Raw genomic sequence first — 16953 nt, 5'->3', positions numbered from 1 at the left:
AATTTTATTAATTTAACATTATGTAAAAGTTAGAGATGTTAATAAGGTATGGAAAGGCAGATGGCAAAATGAGTAAAGAGGCAAAGAATACTTATGAAGATATTATAAATATGGAGCATCCAACATCAAAAAGGCATCCAAGGATGACGGTTTATAACAGAGCTGCACAATTTTCACCATTTGCTGCACTGACAGGTCATGAGGAGGCGTTGAAAGAAACTGCAAGAATTACTGATAATAAAATTGAATTAGATGAAAATGTTAAAAGAGAACTTGATTATAAATTACAACAGATATTAAATAAAAATGACTCTATTCAAAATGTGCAGATTACTTATTTTAAAAAAGATGAAAATAAAGAGGGCGGGGCATATTTAAATATATGCTCCAAAATAAAAAAGATAGATGAGTATAAAAAAACAGTTGAATTTACCGATGGAAAAGAAATTTTTATAGATGATATTATATCTATAGAGGAAGAAACAAAATGAAATAAGTTTGTTTTTAGAATGTTTTCTACGATTAGCCGCCGACAAAAGTACGGGGCAGTACATAGTTTTAAAGGAGCTTTAAGATGAAATATTTAAAACAATTTTTAATAATACTTGTAATTTCATATGCAGGAGAGTTGTTGAAATACGTGTTACCTTTACCGATTCCGGCTAGTATATACGGAATGGTTATTTTACTTGTAGGATTGCTTACAGGATGGATTGCACTTGATGCAGTTAAAGACGTTGGCAAATTTTTGATAGAAATAATGCCTGTTATGTTTATACCGGCAGGAGTAGGACTTATGTCGTCATGGGGAATACTAAAACCATTGATATTGCCTGTTAGTATAATAACAGTAGTAACAATAGTTACAGTTATGGCTGCAACAGGAAAGGTTTCACAATGGGTTATACGAAAAGGAAAATCTGATAAAGAGGAGAATGAAAAAGATGAATAATTTGCTTGAAACATCTTTATTTGCGGGCGTAAGCATAAGTCTTGTATCATATATGATTGGTCTTGCATTAAAGAAAAAATTTAAACTAGGGATATTTAATCCGTTATTGATTTCAATTATATTTACAATTGTTATTTTGGTTTGCGCAAATGTAGATTATGAAACATATAACAAGGGTGCAGTTTATTTAAGCTGGTTTTTAACTCCGGCAACAGTGTGCCTTGCAATTCCATTATATGAACAGTGGCAATTGTTAAAAAGAAATTTTAAAGCAGTAATTTTAGGAATATCAGCCGGAGTGCTTACCAGTTTGTGTACAGTGTTGATTTTGGCAAAATTAATGAAAATGACACACAGGGAGTATGTTACTTTACTTCCAAAGTCAATAACTACAGCAATCGGTATGGGCGTTTCAGAGGAATTAGGCGGATATGTTACAATTACGGTAGCAGTAATTGTAGTTACAGGCGTTTTAGGAAATATATTTGGAGAACTTATTTGCAAGATATTTAAGATTACGGAACCTATTTCAAAGGGATTGGCATTAGGAGCATCTTCTCATGCAATTGGAACTGCAAAGGCAATTGAAATGGGAGAAATCGAAGGTGCAATGAGCAGTCTTGCAATAGCTGTTACAGGCATTTTGACGGTAGTTTTAGCATCTGTATTTGCAAATTTTTTATAGAAATATATTAGGATGCAGGGTCAAAACGTTTAAGCCATCGTAAACTTGCTCATAAGTGGATAACTATAAATTTTACAGATTACTTAAAGAAGGAGTACAACTATGATTATTACAATAGCCAGACAGTGCGGATGTAATGGAGATGAAATAGGAAAAGCATTGGCACAAAAATATAATTTAAAATTATTTGACAAAAAAGCAATTTCTAAAATGGCAAAGGAAAAAGGGTATTTTGAAAGATACCCTGACTTTTACGGAGAAACACCTATGGATATGCTTATGCATTCGATTACGGTTTCTGAAGAAGATTCGCTGTTATACAGTACAGCAGGTAAAGCGTTGAAAAATGTAATTGATGAAGACAATTTTATTATAATTGGAAGATGTGGCAATTATGTATATAGAGATGATGTTAAATGTATTTCAATTTTCCTGTCAGGTAGCAAAAAAGTAAGAGAAGAAAACATTGCTAAGAAACATAACATTTCAGTAAGAAAAGCTCATAATACCGTGCTGCAGACAGATGAAAGAAGAAGCAAATATCATGGATATTATACCGGTGAAGAATGGGGAATGGCCGGAAATTATGATTTGTGCATAAATGTTGATAATTTAGAAGTAAATGAATTAGTTGAAGTCATAGATAGTTATATTAATAGAACCATAGGTGAAAAATAAATAATATAAGTGGTTTATGAAAAATAAAGAAATATAACGACGCCAGTTTAAAAAGATTATAGTGATATAGCTAAAAAACTAGTATTGACACAGAAACGAAAGCCGTCTATAGTTGAAGAAAAGAATGAAATTGATAATTAGTTTAGTTACTGATTAAAGTAATAACAATTAAAAAGATTGTTATTTGTGAAAATAAAAGGGGAGCTTGCATAAGCTTGCTGAGAGTAGGTTGTATACCTTGACCCATAACCTGATTTGGATAATGCCAACGTAGGAACATAATTATAGCAGATTTTGTGAGACAACAATATTTGTGCGGATGTGTTTATAGGCATATCCGCATTATTTTTGTAAAAGGAGGGAATTGTGCATGTTAGGAAAATACATAGAAGAGGTCAGAAATAATACACCTTTGGTTCATAATATTACAAATTATGTAACAGTTAATGATGTGGCAAATGTTTTATTGGCATGTGGAGGAAGCCCGATTATGTCTGATGAACCGGAAGATGTTGAGGATATTACAAGTATTTGCCAGGGCTTAAATATTAATATTGGTACATTGAATAAGAGAACTATAGAAAGTATGTTTATTGCAGGAAAGAGAGCAAATAAATTAGGGCATATGGTATTACTTGACCCTGTTGGAGCAGGAGCTTCAACACTTAGAACAAATACTGCAGTGGAGTTAATGAAAAAAATTAAATTTAATGCAATTCGTGGAAATATATCAGAGATTAAGACCTTAGCTTATGGTAGCGGAACAACAAAAGGTGTAGATGCTGATGTAGCAGATGCAGTGACCGAAGAAAATTTGGAAAATTCAATTAAATTTATAAAAGAATTTGCAAAAAAGAGTGAAACAATAATAGCAATTACAGGAGCAATTGATTTAGTAAGCGATGGAAAAAGATGTTTTGTTATAAGAAATGGTCGTCCTGAAATGGGAAAAATAACAGGAACAGGATGTCAGCTTTCAGGAATGATGACAGCATTTTTAGTAGCAAATCCTAACGAACAGTTAGAGGCAGCTGCAGCAGCAGTTTGTACAATGGGTCTTGCAGGTGAAATCGGATGGAGTTATATGAAAGAGGGAGACGGTAATTCTACATATAGAAATAGAATTATTGATGCAATCTATAATATGGATAAGGAAACTCTCGATAAAGGAGCAAAATATGAAATTAGATAAAAAAGATTTGTTATTGTATGCAGTAACAGACAGATATTGGTTAAACGGAAGAACTTTATACGAAGTAGTAAAAGAAAGTCTTGACGGAGGAGTTACTTTTCTTCAGTTAAGAGAGAAAAAATTAGATGAGGAGCATTTCCTTGAAGAGGCAAAAGAATTACAGAAGTTATGCAAAGAATATAAAGTACCTTTCATTATAAATGATAATGTGGATATTGCTGTAGAAATAGGAGCAGACGGAGTCCATGTAGGACAAAGTGATATGGAAGCAGGTATGGTAAGAGAAAAATTAGGACCTGATAAAATCATAGGTGTATCCGCACAGACAGTAGAACAGGCACTTTTGGCAGAAAAAAGAGGTGCAGATTATCTTGGAGTAGGAGCAGTATTTCCGACAAATTCAAAAGATGATGCAAAAGAAGTAACGTATGAAACTTTGAAAGAAATATGTGAAGCAGTGTCAATTCCTGTTGTAGCAATAGGTGGAATAACTCATGATAACATTAAAGAATTAACAGGAAGTAAAATAGACGGAATTGCAGTAATTAGTGCAATTTATGGAGCAAATAATATAAAAAATGCAGCTAGTGGCTTAAAAGAAGAAATAAGCAAAATTGTAGAATAATATTATCAGGTAAAGTAAGACTAGAGAACATATATAGAATTACTATATATGTGACAAAAAAGAAAATTAAATAATAAATAGTAGGAGAATTATATGAAGACAGCCCTTACAATTGCAGGAAGTGATTCAAGTGGTGGAGCAGGTATTCAGGCAGATATAAAGACGATGATGGCAAATGGAGTGTATGCTATGAGTGCCATTACAGCCTTAACTGCTCAAAATACTACAGGTGTGGCGGCAATACAGAATGCAACACCTGAATTTCTGGCACAGGAAATTGACTGCATATTTACGGATATTGAACCGGATGCAGTTAAAGTAGGAATGGTTTCAGAGAAAGAACTTATAAAAGTTATTTCTGATAAATTAAAACAATATAAAGCGAAAAATATTGTTATTGATCCGGTAATGGTGGCAACAAGTGGCGCAAGGCTTATTAATGAAGATGCTGTAGACACATTAAAAAAAGAATTGTTTCATTTGGCAACGATTCTTACTCCAAATATTCCGGAGGCAGAAGAACTGGCCCAAATAAAAATAAACAACTCAAAAGATATGATAAAGGCAGCAGAAAAAATTGCAAAAACATATAACTGTGCAGTCCTTTGCAAAGGAGGACATAACCAAAATGATGCCAGCGATTTATTATATAAAGATAATGAATTCAAATGGTTTCATGGGAAAAGAATAGATAATCCAAATACCCATGGAACAGGGTGTACATTATCATCGGCAATAGCATCAAATCTGGCAAAAGGATATGATTTGGAAGAATCAGTTTTTAGAGCCAAAGAGTATATTTCAGGAGCATTAGCAGCTATGCTTGATTTAGGAAAGGAAAGTGGACCTATGAATCATGGATTTGCTATTACAAATGAATATACTAAAGTAAAATAATAAAGGAGAATTACGATGGAAGAAAGATTATATGCAACACAGATGGAAGCTGCAAGAAAAGGAATTGTAACAAAGGAATTAGAAATTGTAGCAAAAAAAGAAAAAATGGAAGTAAAGGAGCTTTTACCTCTTGTAGCAAGTGGTAAAGTTGTAATTCCTGCTAATAAGAATCATAAGTGTCTCGATCCTGAAGGAATAGGTTCTATGTTAAAAACAAAGATTAACGTAAATCTTGGAATTTCTAAGGATTGCAAAGATTATGATGTTGAAATGGAAAAAGTTATGTCAGCCGTAAAGATGGGTGGCGAAGCAATCATGGATTTATCAAGTCATGGAAACACACAGCCATTTCGTAAAAAACTTACAAGTGAATGTCCTGCAATGATAGGAACAGTACCTGTATATGATAGTGTAATTCATTATCAGAGAGACTTGGATACTTTAACAGCAAAAGATTTTATAGATGTAGTACGTTTACATGCACAGGATGGTGTTGATTTTGTTACACTTCATTGTGGAATTACAAGAAAAACAATAGAGCAGATTCGCAAACATAAAAGAAAAATGAATATTGTATCAAGAGGAGGTTCACTTGTTTTTGCATGGATGTGCATGACAGGAGAAGAAAATCCGTTCTACGAATACTATGATGAAATTCTTGATATATGTAGAGAATATGATGTTACTGTTTCATTAGGAGATGCCTGCAGACCGGGTTGTCTTGCAGATGCAACAGATGTATGTCAGATTGAAGAACTTGTTCGTCTTGGAGAATTAACTAAGAGAGCATGGGAAAAAGATGTTCAGGTTATGGTTGAAGGACCGGGACATGTACCAATGGATCAGATAGCAGCTAACATGAAAGTTCAGCAGACAATTTGTATGGGAGCACCATTTTATGTTTTAGGACCTTTAGTTACAGATATAGCACCCGGATATGATCATATAACAGCAGCTATTGGTGGTGCAATTGCAGCAATGAGTGGAGCAGCTTTCCTTTGCTATGTTACACCTGCAGAACATTTGGCACTTCCAAATTTAGATGATGTAAAGCAGGGAATAATTGCAAGTAAAATCGCAGCTCATGCAGCTGATATCGCAAAAGGCGTAAGAGGCGCAAGAGATATAGATGATAAAATGGGAGATGCAAGACGAGTTTTAGATTGGGATGCTCAGTGGGAATGCGCACTTGATCCTGAAACTGCAAAAGCAATTAGAGCAGACAGAGCACCTGAACATGAAGATACATGTTCAATGTGCGGCAAATTCTGTGCAGTCCGTAGTATGAACAAAGCTTTAAATGGAGAACATATAGATATACTCTAAACTTTAATGAAATTAAGGCGGATAATAATACGTAAATACATAGTATATAAGATGTCAGGGTAAGCAAACCTATGATTTAATGACTACGGCTTGCTCTGTGCTACATAAAAGGAACTGTTGCGTTATTGATATGTAACAGTTCTTTTTATGAAAACAAAAGAAAAACTAAAAAAATTAAAAAAATAATTAGCACTCACTCTTGACGAGTGCTAACAAAAGTGCTATAACGTATTTGTAGGAAAGGAAAATCCTAAGAAAGAGAGTGAAGAACTAATATTTAAAACAGAAGTTAAGGAGGTATAGAAGATGAACATTAGTAAATTTACACAGAAGTCAATTGAAGCAGTTCAGAACTGTGAAAAGGTTGCTGAGGAATTTGGTAATCAGGAAATTGATCAGGAACATTTAATATACAGCCTTGTTAATTTAGAAGACAGTCTGATTTTAAAATTAGTTGAAAAGATGGAAATCCAGACAACACATTTTAAAAACAGAATTGAAGATTATGTTAGTAAGAAACCTAAAGTACAAGGTGGACAGAGGTATATTAGTCAGAGTCTTAATTCAGCATTGCTAGCAGCAGAAGATGAAGCAAAGAGAATGGGAGATGAATATGTTTCAGTTGAACATTTATTCCTTGCTATGATTGCTAAGCCAAATAAAGAAGTTAAAGAATTTTTCAAAGAATATGGTATTACAAGGGAAAGATTCTTAAAGGTATTAGCTGAGATAAGAGGAAATCAGAGAGTAACAAATGATAATCCTGAGGCTACTTATGATGCACTTGGAAAATATGGACAGGATTTGGTTGAGAGAGCAAGAAATCAAAAGTTAGACCCTGTTATTGGAAGAGACAGTGAAATTAGAAATGTAATTCGTATATTGTCAAGAAAGACAAAAAATAACCCTGTTTTAATCGGTGAACCCGGTGTAGGTAAAACAGCAGCAGTAGAAGGTTTGGCTCAAAGAATTGTAAGTGGAGATGTTCCGGATGGATTGAAGGATAAAAAGATATTTTCACTTGATTTAGGAGCATTGGTAGCAGGTGCTAAATACAGAGGTGAATTTGAAGAGCGTTTAAAAGCTGTACTTGAAGATGTAAAGAACAGTAACGGAGAGATAATTTTATTTATTGATGAGTTACACACAATTGTCGGCGCAGGAAAAACAGATGGTGCAATGGATGCAGGTAATATGTTAAAACCTATGCTTGCAAGAGGTGAACTTCATTGTATCGGTGCAACAACACTTGATGAATATAGACAATATATTGAAAAGGATAAGGCTTTAGAAAGACGTTTCCAACCTGTTATGGTCAATGAACCAACAGTGGAGGATACAATTTCAATTTTAAGAGGATTGAAAGAAAGATATGAAGTCTTCCACGGAGTTAAAATTACAGATAGTGCATTAGTTTCAGCAGCAACATTATCTGACCGTTATATAACTGACAGATTTTTGCCTGATAAGGCAATTGACCTTGTTGATGAAGCTTGCGCGATGATAAAAACAGAACTTGATTCAATGCCTACAGAACTTGATGAACTTAGAAGAAAAGTTATGCAGATGGAAATTGAAGAGGCAGCCTTAAAGAAGGAAACCGATAATTTGAGCAAAGAAAGATTAGAGGAACTTCAAAAAGAATTAGCTGAACTTAGAGATGCATTTAACAATAAGAAAGCTCAGTGGGAAAACGAAAAGAATTCTGTAAACAAATTACAGGAACTTCGTGAACAGGTTGAACAGGTCAAGAAAGAAATACAGATTGCCCAGAGCAAGTATGATCTTGAAAAGATGGCTGAGTTACAATATGGTAGATTACCTCAGTTACAGAAACAGTTAGAAAGTGAAGAGGCAAATGTAAAAAATAAAGATTTGTCTTTGGTACGTGAAAGTGTTACAGATGAAGAAATTGCAAAAATCATTTCACGTTGGACAGGAATACCTGTTGCTAAACTGACAGAAACAGAAAGAAATAAAACTCTTCATTTGGATGAACAGTTACACAAACGTGTAATTGGACAGGATGAAGCAGTTACAAAGATTACTGAATCAATAATCAGATCAAAGGCGGGAATAAAAGATCCTGGTAAACCAATAGGTTCGTTCCTGTTTTTAGGACCTACAGGTGTAGGTAAAACAGAACTTGCTAAAGCACTTGCACAGAATTTATTTGACGATGAGACAAATATGGTTCGTATTGATATGAGTGAATATATGGAAAAATATTCAGTGTCAAGATTAATCGGAGCGCCTCCGGGATATGTTGGATATGATGAAGGCGGTCAGCTTACTGAAGCAGTTCGTAGAAAACCATATTCGGTAGTACTTTTTGATGAAATTGAAAAGGCTCATCCGGATGTATTTAATGTATTATTACAGGTATTAGACGATGGTAGAATTACAGATTCTCAGGGCAGAACAGTGGACTTTAAAAACACAATATTAATTATGACGTCAAATATTGGTTCTTCATATTTGCTTGAAGGAATCAATGACAATGGTGATATAAAGCCTGAGGCAGAAGAGATGGTTATGAATGATTTGAGAAATCATTTCAGACCTGAATTCTTAAACAGATTAGACGAAATTATTATGTTTAAACCACTTACCCGTGATAATATTGGCGGAATTGTAGATTTAATAGTTGCAAATTTGAATGAAAGACTTGCAGACAAAGATTTACATTTAGTGCTTACAGACGAGGCAAAGAAATTTGTCGCAGATAATGGATATGATCCGGTTTATGGTGCAAGACCGCTTAAGAGATATTTACAGAAGAATGTAGAAACCTTAGTAGCAAAGATTATTTTACAAGGAGATGTAAATATGGGAGATACTATTACGGTTGATGCAAAAGATGGAAAACTGATTATAAGATAAAGATATCAGACAAAGATATCAGACAAAGGTCTTTCGACCACTTATAAGCAAACTTATGTGGGCTTAGGTCTTTTTGACTCTGGTATTATATAAAAGCTGAATTATTAGCATAAAATATGAGCGTGTGTAATAACAGGAATCGTATTAACATGTTGGTAATTCAGCTTTTTATTTTGTTTAAAACGTCCTATTAAACATATTCCACTTTACAAATATATATAATTTAAAGAAGATAAAAAAACATAAAAATAAGATTTAGAGGATTTAAATGAAGTTAAAAAAATGGTGGGTTATTGCATTAATTATGATATTGCCGCTTTTATTTATAATGGGAAATTTGAAGAAAAAAACTATAGAAACAGCAGAAAATAATTTGAAAACAATAAATAAATATAAAAACATAAAGAGGGTTGCGTTAACTTTTGATGACGGACCAAGCAGTGAATGTACCCCAAGACTGTTAGATATTATGAAAAAAGAAAATGTAAAGGCGACGTTTTTTTTAGTTGGGAAAAATATAAAAGAAAACGAAGATATTGTTATAAGAATGAAAAATGAAGGACATCTGATTGGAAATCATACATTTAATCATAGTCAGTTAACGAAATTAGGATTTGATGAGGCGGTAGAGGAGATTAATACTACAAATGCATGGATTACAAATATTTCAGGATATACCCCGGAATACATACGTCCACCGTTTGGCAGTTTTACTGATGAACTTTTAAGCGAAACATCAATGTCTGTAGTTATGTGGAATGTTGACCCGTTAGATTGGAAATATAAAAATAAGGACATTGTAACTGATAAAATTTTAAAAAACGTAAAAAATGGAGATATTATTTTAATGCATGACATATTTGAAAGCTCTGTTGATGCAGCACAAACGGTTATAAAAGAATTAAAGAAACAGGATTATGTATTTGTTACAGTTGATAAAATGAATTCAAATAAGCAAATTATAAGAAGAGATAAATAGTAAATAAAAAAATAAGATTGCTTAATTTGGGGTCATTATTAACGTAGAGAAGCAACAAAGCAATCCACAAAAGGACTTGTGAAAAACAATAGGTAATGTTATACTTCAAAATGCTGGTATAGTATTAGAAAAATTATTTAAGGAGAGTTTTATGTTAAATTACATCATAATATTTTTGATTTCAATGGTTCCTCTTGTTGAACTTAGAGGAGCGTTAATTTATTCACAGGCAATTGGAATGCCTTTATTAGCTTCTTATATTATCTGTGTTATAGGAAATATGCTTCCGGTTCCAATCATTTATCTTTTTGCGAGAAAAGTATTGATTTGGGGAAAAGATAAAAAACATATTGGAAAATTCTTTACTTTTTGTATAGAAAAGGGCGAAAAAGGCGGAAAGAAACTACAGGAAACAGCAGGGAAAGGACTATTTGTAGCATTGTTTTTATTTGTGGGAATTCCACTTCCGGGAACAGGTGCATGGACAGGAACTTTAGCAGCAAGTTTTCTTGATATGGATTTTAAATCAAGTGTAATTGCTGTAATGGGTGGAGTTCTTTTGGCAGGAATTATAATGGGACTTGGAAGTGCAGGCGTATTTGGAGCGTTAACTGCATTATTTTAAGAGAATAGAGGCACTAAATGGATAAAAAATATGATTATTTAAAATATACACCAACATTGCCGGGAAAAATTGCTATAGGTATTGCAACACCATCAGCCATTATTGGAATTATTGCAGTATTTTTTGCTTTTAAATTTCCGGAGGCGTTTATTATAACTTTGATAGCAGAAGCGATAGCTGTTATAGGTGGAATTGTTCTTACAATAGACATTGTAAGATTTAATATTTCACAAAAGAAAAAACAGGACAAGATACAAAGTAAGTCAAAGAATAAAGAAAATACACCAAAAGAAATGGATATAATGAGAATTGTGCATATGATTATAGGAATAATTGCAGGAATCATTATAGGATATTTGATATGGGGTGTAAGATAAAAGGAGAATTATTATGACAGGTTTACCAAATGATCCGGTTATGTTACTTAGCGTAGTTAACACAGCACTTAGAGACACTCATCAGGACTTGGATGGATTTTGCAGAACAAGGGATGTTGAGAAAGACGAGATAATAAGCAAATTAAAAACAATTAATTATGAGTACAATGTAGAATTAAATAAATTTGTATAATATGTATAATAACAGTGTGAATTTCAGTAGCATATACGGAACTTGCATAGGAGAATCGGATGTGTCCGGTTCTTTTTTTATAACAAAAGCCCGGCAAACTAATTGCATTTGCATAGAATATCATTTGTCGGATGTAAGAACTTCGAAAAGCTATGCACCATTATGATAGCCTGATATAATCGATGAGTCAGCCTATGCGATTGAAAATATACAAAAAAAATAACGAAAAATACAAACTGCAATACTGAATAAAACTATAAGAATATAAAAAAATGTAGTATAATCAAATAGTATGTATTTTATATGAGTTAACTGCGAATACATAAAGTAAAAATTTATAAAAATATCAACAAAGGATTAAGAATGAAAAGATTAAAAAATATAGTTAAAGCAATTTTTGCAATACTTATAATTATAATAGTTGTAGCTTTAGTGTATGTAGCATATGTCTTTATTTCATATGACAGAATAGATGACAAGCAGAAACTAAAAGTAAATGAACCTAAGGTTAAAAATGAAAATGTCAGTGATGAAGTTAATACAGGTGTAGAATATACAATAGGAACTTATAATGTTGGATTTGGAGCATATCTTCCTGATTACAGTTTTTTTATGGACGGAGGAAAATATTCCAGATGTTATAGTAAGGAAAGCAGTGCCAAAGCAATAAGAGGTGCAGCTACATTAAGCAGTGGTTATAATCCTGATTTTATGATGTTTGAGGAAGTGGATAGAAAATCAACAAGGAGTTATGGAGTAAATCAGGAAAATATTATAACTGACATTTTTGATGATTATTATAGTAGTTTTGCGGTAAATTATAATTCAGCATATTTATTTTATCCATTTTATAAACCTATAGGAAAATCATATTCGGGAATTGTCTTATATTCTAAATTCAAAATAACAGATTCATTGCGAAGAAGTCTTCCAATTTCAACAGGATTTTCTAAATTCCTTGATTTAGACAGATGCTATTCAATAAGCAGAATAAATGTTGAAAATGGGAAAGAATTAGTTTTATTTACGGTTCATTTATCAGCATATGGAAATAGCGATGAAATAAGAGAAGCTCAATTAAATATGCTTTTTAAAGATATGGAAAAGGAAGTAGAAGACGGAAATTATGTTATTTGCGGCGGAGATTTTAATCATGATTTGAAAGCAGATGAAGCAAAAAGTGACGAAACTGAAAGTTGGGCATATCCGTTCCCAAGAAGCGAAATGCCACAAGGGGTGACGTTTGCAATGGATAAACTGTCACAGGATGAGTTAGAACAAATGCCTGAATCGGCAAGAAATGCAGATATGGAATACATTCCGGGAAAAACATATGTAGTTACATTAGATGGGTTTATAATATCTGATAATGTAGAAATGACATCATATGAGGTGGCTGACACAGGATTTGCATATTCTGATCATCAGCCGGTTATAATGAAATTTATGCTTAAGTAATTGCAAATTTTTTACAGTAAAATTCGTAAGCAGAAAACAAGAAAATTTGAAAAGATTTGATATATATATGTATAAACATATTGTTGCTTACACTTGTAAAAATAGCTAACCATATGAGAGGAGGATTTCATGAATAAGAAAAAAGTCGTATTTGTATGCGTACATAATTCGTGTAGAAGCCAGATTGCGGAAGCATTGGGAAATCATCTTGCAGGAGATGTGTTAGAGTGTTATTCAGCAGGAACAGAGACAAAGCCGCAGATTAATCAGGATGCAGTAAGAATTATGAAGAAGTTATATAATATAGATATGGAAAAAAATCAGTATAGTAAGACCTATGATAAAGTTCCAACACCGGACATAGCCATTTCCATGGGGTGTGATGTTGGCTGCCCATATATTGGCAGGAACTTCGATTATAATTGGGGATTGCAGGATCCAACCGGCGGTAGTGACGATGCGTTTATGGAGGTAATGTCTGAGATTGAAAAAAATATTTTAAATTTAAAAGAAAAGATGAGCAAATAAAGATAATTAATATTTTAGATTTGAGAGATATTTGATAATGAAATATTTTTTACGTTGAATTACAAGCTACATTTTTATATAATTAAACTAATTGATTGAGAGGGAGAAAATTATATTCCTAAATTCACGGTACAATTTTAGCACTAAATAAAACTGTTCAAGTGGAACCATCAATGCAAGTAGAGGCTAAAGCAGACAAACCTGCAATGGTTAAAAATGTTAAAGTTAAAATTGTAGGGAATAAGGCTTCTGTAAAATATAAAAAAGATACTGCGGATATATTAGAAAATCCGTAGTATCTTTTTATGCATTAATATCTAATTTTAAACTAATATCTAAATCAAATATATATTATACAATAGTTGTATGTCTGTCATTAAGTGCAACGTACTTTGTCTTTTTCGCAACATTCATATATGCAGGTCTGATAATCTTTCCGGCATTAATGATTTCTTCAATACGATGTGCACACCAGCCTGAAATTCTGGCAGATGCAAACATAGGAGTAAACAATCCATCAGGAAGTCCAAGTGAAGAATATATAAATCCACTGTAGAAATCAACATTTGCACTTACATTTTTCTGCATTGGCTTGCAACTTGCAATAACCTCAGGAGCAAGTCGGGCAACATTATTGTAAAGCTGATACTCATCCATAAGACCTTTTTCCTGTGCAAGCTTTTTAGCAAAGCCTTCAAGAATTTTTGCTCTAGGGTCAGAAATAGAGTAAACAGCATGACCGATTCCATAAATCAAACCTGATTTATCAAAGATTCTCTTATCAAGTATTGCATGCAAATAATTTGAAATTTCTTCATCGTCGTTCCAATTAGAAACTGTTTCTTTCATATGGTCAAACATCTGTTTAACTTTAATGTTAGCGCCACCATGTCTTGGACCTTTAAGTGAACCAAGAGAAGCTGCGATTGCAGAATAAGTGTCCGTTCCTGAAGAAGAAACAACATGAGTTGTAAATGTAGAGTTATTACCACCACCATGTTCAGCATGAAGAACAAGAGCTAAGTCAAGGATTTTTGCTTCAAGCGGAGTAAAACTTCCATCAGGTCTAAGTAATCTTAATATATTCTCAGCCGTGGACATGTTAGGGTCCGGTGTGTTTATATGAAGGCTTTGTCCATGATGATAGTGGTTATGGGCATGGTATCCATAAACACTGATAAGTGGAACTCTTGCAATAAGACTTAAACTTTGACGTAAAACATTTGGAATTGATGTATCATCAGGATTATCGTCATAAGAGTAAAGTGTAAGTACACTACGTGCAAGCATGTTCATCATATCTCTACTTGGTGCTTTCATAATAATATCTCTTACAAAGCTAGGTGGAAGAGTTCTGTATTCAGATAATAAATTTGTGAAATTTTCTAATCTTTTTGCTGTTGGAAGTTCACCAAATAATAAAAGATATGTAACTTCTTCAAAACCAAAGCGGTTTTCATCTAAAAAACCTTTAACAATATCTTCAATATCTATTCCACGGTAAAAAAGTTTTCCTTCACAAGGAACAGCTTTTCCGTCAATCATATCGTAGGAATGAACATCACCGATTTCGGTAAGGCCTGTAAGAACACCTTTACCGTTTTTATCACGAAGACCTCTCTTAACATCGTATAAATTATAGAGAGATTCATCAATACATGAATTATTAATGCATCTGTCTGCATATTTTAATATCTGTGGTGTAATCTGATCAGGTATGTTTTCATTTATGTTGTTCATAGTGACCTCCTATTGTACATAGAAAAATCTATGTTTAGTAATTAGAGTCTATAGCTACATTAGCATAGACGCCATTAAGTAGAACTTTAACATAATTAAGAAAAGACAACAATAAAACTTAAGAAAAACAAAAAAAGAAAAGTAAAAACTTAATTAAATTAAGCGAAATGCGCGAAAAAAGCACAAATATACTTGATAAGCTTACTATCAGGGCATAATAATCTAAGCCTTAAAGTAAAATTGTGGAATGTGAATAAACATTTATTATGATGTTAGGGCAAACGCCCCAACTTTGATGCCATATTTAAGCAGTAATTGGTAATACTGTTCTAATTCATAGATAATGTACAAAAAGAAGGTAAAATGTGATAAAATAAAAAACGGATATGCCTTAAAGTACTATTCTAAAGGTATATTGTGTTAAAATAATTTTGATTATTGGGTCAGATAATTCACAAGTGAGTAATTAAAAGTAAAATAAGGAAGTGAAATCAATGGATTTATTTGATTTTATGAGAAATGAAAATATGGAGAAGGATTCTCCATTAGCAAGCAGGCTAAGACCAACAACATTAGACGAAGTAGTTGGACAGGAGCATATTATAGGTAAAGATAAACTTTTATATAGAGCAATTAAAGCAGATAAGTTAAGTTCAATTATTTTTTATGGACCGCCTGGGACTGGGAAAACAACATTGGCAAAAGTAATTGCGAATACAACAAGTGCAGAATTTACTCAGATAAATGCTACTGTTGCAGGCAAGAAAGATATGGAAGAAGTAGTGGAAAAGGCTAAACAGACAATGGGAATGTATGGAAGAAAGACTATATTGTTTGTAGATGAAATTCATCGCTTTAATAAGGGACAGCAGGATTACCTTTTACCATTTGTAGAAGATGGAACGTTAATTCTTATAGGGGCAACCACTGAAAATCCATACTTTGAAGTTAATGGGGCTTTAATTTCACGTTCTATTGTGTTTGAATTAAAGCCGCTTTCGACAGAGAATATAAAACAGCTAATTTTAAGAGCAGTTAATGATAAAGAAAAAGGAATGGGAGCGTTTAATGCGAGAATAGATGATGATGCGGCTGACTTTTTAGCCGAAATTTCAAATGGTGATGCAAGAACAGCATTAAATGCTATTGAATTAGGAATTTTAACTACTGATAAAAGTGAAGATGGAACAATCCACATAACAATGGAAGTTGCAGAACAATGTATTCAGAAAAGAGCCATCCGATATGATAAATCAGGAGACAACCATTATGATACAGTATCTGCATTTATAAAAAGTATGAGAGGCTCAGATCCTGATGCGGCACTTTACTATTTGGCAAAAATGCTTTATGCAGGTGAAAGTGTTGAATTTATAGCAAGACGAATTATGATATCAGCGGCGGAAGATGTGGGAATGGCAGATCCTAATGCATTAACAGTTGCCGTGTCTGCTGCAAATGCCGTCCACCAGATTGGAATGCCTGAAGCAAAGATAATATTGGCAGAGGCAGTGGTATATATGGCTACTGCACCGAAAAGCAACGCTTCTTATATGGGATTAGAGAAGGCGATGAGTGCAGTACAGAATACAAAGATATCAGGAATACCGGTTCACTTAATGGATGCACATTATAAAGGCGCAGCAAAGCTTGGACATGGTGATGGCTACAAATATGCACACGATTATGAAAATCATTATGTTAATCAGCAATATTTGCCGGATGAGCTTGTAAATGAAGTATTTTACAATCCGGGAGATTTAGGATACGAAGTTAAAGTAAAAGAACATTTTAAAAAGATAAAGGGATAGCACT

Annotated in this window: 18 protein-coding genes and 1 riboswitch; of the genes, 17 read left to right on the top strand and 1 reads right to left on the bottom strand. The window is 33.1% G+C overall.

Features of this window, described 5'->3' with window-relative positions:
• Nucleotides 1–68 precede the first annotated feature (68 nt).
• The 16 genes from DWX29_RS06920 (at nt 69) to DWX29_RS13040 (ending at nt 13694) form a co-directional block, all read left to right on the top strand.
• On the top strand, nt 69–491 hold the full coding sequence (locus tag DWX29_RS06920) for a hypothetical protein (protein ID WP_117910377.1): 423 nt from the start codon (nt 69–71) through the stop codon (nt 489–491).
• Between the two features lie 83 nt (nt 492–574).
• The gene (locus tag DWX29_RS06915) at nt 575–952 is read left to right on the top strand and encodes a CidA/LrgA family protein (RefSeq protein WP_117910362.1); all 378 of its coding nucleotides are present in this window, start codon (nt 575–577) and stop codon (nt 950–952) included.
• On the top strand, nt 945–1637 hold the full coding sequence (locus DWX29_RS06910) for an LrgB family protein (RefSeq protein WP_022088295.1): 693 nt from the start codon (nt 945–947) through the stop codon (nt 1635–1637). Before DWX29_RS06915 ends, DWX29_RS06910 begins: the two co-directional genes overlap by 8 nt.
• A 102-nt stretch (nt 1638–1739) precedes the next feature.
• Nucleotides 1740–2315, top strand: coding sequence for a cytidylate kinase-like family protein (locus DWX29_RS06905; RefSeq protein ID WP_118565481.1), 576 nt, complete (start codon nt 1740–1742; stop codon nt 2313–2315).
• Nucleotides 2316–2502: 187 nt separating this feature from the next.
• A riboswitch (TPP riboswitch) is annotated at nt 2503–2609 on the top strand.
• A gap of 76 nt (nt 2610–2685) precedes the next feature.
• Nucleotides 2686–3507: a hydroxyethylthiazole kinase gene (thiM, locus tag DWX29_RS06900; RefSeq protein ID WP_118565480.1), complete on the top strand. Its 822-nt coding sequence runs from the start codon at nt 2686–2688 to the stop codon at nt 3505–3507.
• Nucleotides 3494–4132: a thiamine phosphate synthase gene (gene thiE / locus DWX29_RS06895; RefSeq protein ID WP_118565479.1), complete on the top strand. Its 639-nt coding sequence runs from the start codon at nt 3494–3496 to the stop codon at nt 4130–4132. Before thiM ends, thiE begins: the two co-directional genes overlap by 14 nt.
• A 93-nt stretch (nt 4133–4225) precedes the next feature.
• Nucleotides 4226–5029 (top strand): bifunctional hydroxymethylpyrimidine kinase/phosphomethylpyrimidine kinase, encoded by an 804-nt coding sequence (thiD, locus tag DWX29_RS06890; RefSeq protein ID WP_118565478.1) that lies wholly within the window; start codon nt 4226–4228, stop codon nt 5027–5029.
• Between the two features lie 15 nt (nt 5030–5044).
• Nucleotides 5045–6355, top strand: a complete 1311-nt coding sequence (thiC, locus tag DWX29_RS06885; protein WP_117910366.1) for a phosphomethylpyrimidine synthase ThiC — start codon at nt 5045–5047, stop codon at nt 6353–6355.
• Nucleotides 6356–6661: 306 nt separating this feature from the next.
• Entirely contained in the window at nt 6662–9238 is a 2577-nt protein-coding gene (gene clpB / locus DWX29_RS06880; protein WP_022088301.1) for an ATP-dependent chaperone ClpB, read from the top strand.
• A gap of 268 nt (nt 9239–9506) precedes the next feature.
• Nucleotides 9507–10217 (top strand): polysaccharide deacetylase family protein, encoded by a 711-nt coding sequence (locus DWX29_RS06875; protein WP_118565477.1) that lies wholly within the window; start codon nt 9507–9509, stop codon nt 10215–10217.
• A gap of 151 nt (nt 10218–10368) precedes the next feature.
• A complete protein-coding gene (locus tag DWX29_RS06870) occupies nt 10369–10842 on the top strand; it encodes a small multi-drug export protein (RefSeq protein WP_022088303.1) in 474 nt (157 codons plus the stop codon).
• A gap of 17 nt (nt 10843–10859) precedes the next feature.
• Nucleotides 10860–11219 carry a hypothetical protein gene (locus DWX29_RS06865; RefSeq protein WP_118565476.1) on the top strand — a complete coding sequence of 120 codons (360 nt, stop codon included), beginning with the start codon at nt 10860–10862 and terminating at the stop codon, nt 11217–11219.
• Nucleotides 11220–11232: 13 nt separating this feature from the next.
• Nucleotides 11233–11412, top strand: a complete 180-nt coding sequence (locus DWX29_RS06860; protein ID WP_118565475.1) for a DUF4250 domain-containing protein — start codon at nt 11233–11235, stop codon at nt 11410–11412.
• Nucleotides 11413–11775: 363 nt separating this feature from the next.
• A complete protein-coding gene (locus tag DWX29_RS06855; protein ID WP_118565474.1) occupies nt 11776–12870 on the top strand; it encodes an endonuclease/exonuclease/phosphatase family protein in 1095 nt (364 codons plus the stop codon).
• Between the two features lie 129 nt (nt 12871–12999).
• Entirely contained in the window at nt 13000–13398 is a 399-nt protein-coding gene (locus tag DWX29_RS06850; RefSeq protein WP_118565473.1) for an arsenate reductase ArsC, read from the top strand.
• 173 nt (nt 13399–13571) lie between these two features.
• Nucleotides 13572–13694 (top strand): hypothetical protein, encoded by a 123-nt coding sequence (locus DWX29_RS13040; RefSeq protein WP_260978702.1) that lies wholly within the window; start codon nt 13572–13574, stop codon nt 13692–13694.
• A gap of 55 nt (nt 13695–13749) precedes the next feature.
• Here DWX29_RS13040 and DWX29_RS06845 read toward each other — a convergent pair whose 3' ends face one another.
• The gene (locus tag DWX29_RS06845; RefSeq protein WP_022088309.1) at nt 13750–15138 is read right to left on the bottom strand and encodes a citrate/2-methylcitrate synthase; all 1389 of its coding nucleotides are present in this window, start codon (nt 15136–15138) and stop codon (nt 13750–13752) included.
• A 494-nt stretch (nt 15139–15632) separates the two neighbouring features.
• Here DWX29_RS06845 and DWX29_RS06840 point away from each other — a divergent pair, with 494 nt between their 5' ends.
• Nucleotides 15633–16949, top strand: coding sequence for a replication-associated recombination protein A (locus DWX29_RS06840; RefSeq protein WP_118565472.1), 1317 nt, complete (start codon nt 15633–15635; stop codon nt 16947–16949).
• Nucleotides 16950–16953: the final 4 nt, after the last annotated feature.

This window comes from Eubacterium sp. AF19-12LB (assembly GCF_003479125.1).
Classification (GTDB): domain Bacteria; phylum Bacillota; class Clostridia; order Lachnospirales; family Lachnospiraceae; genus Eubacterium_U; species Eubacterium_U album.
This window is presented reverse-complemented; position numbering and strand designations above follow the sequence as displayed.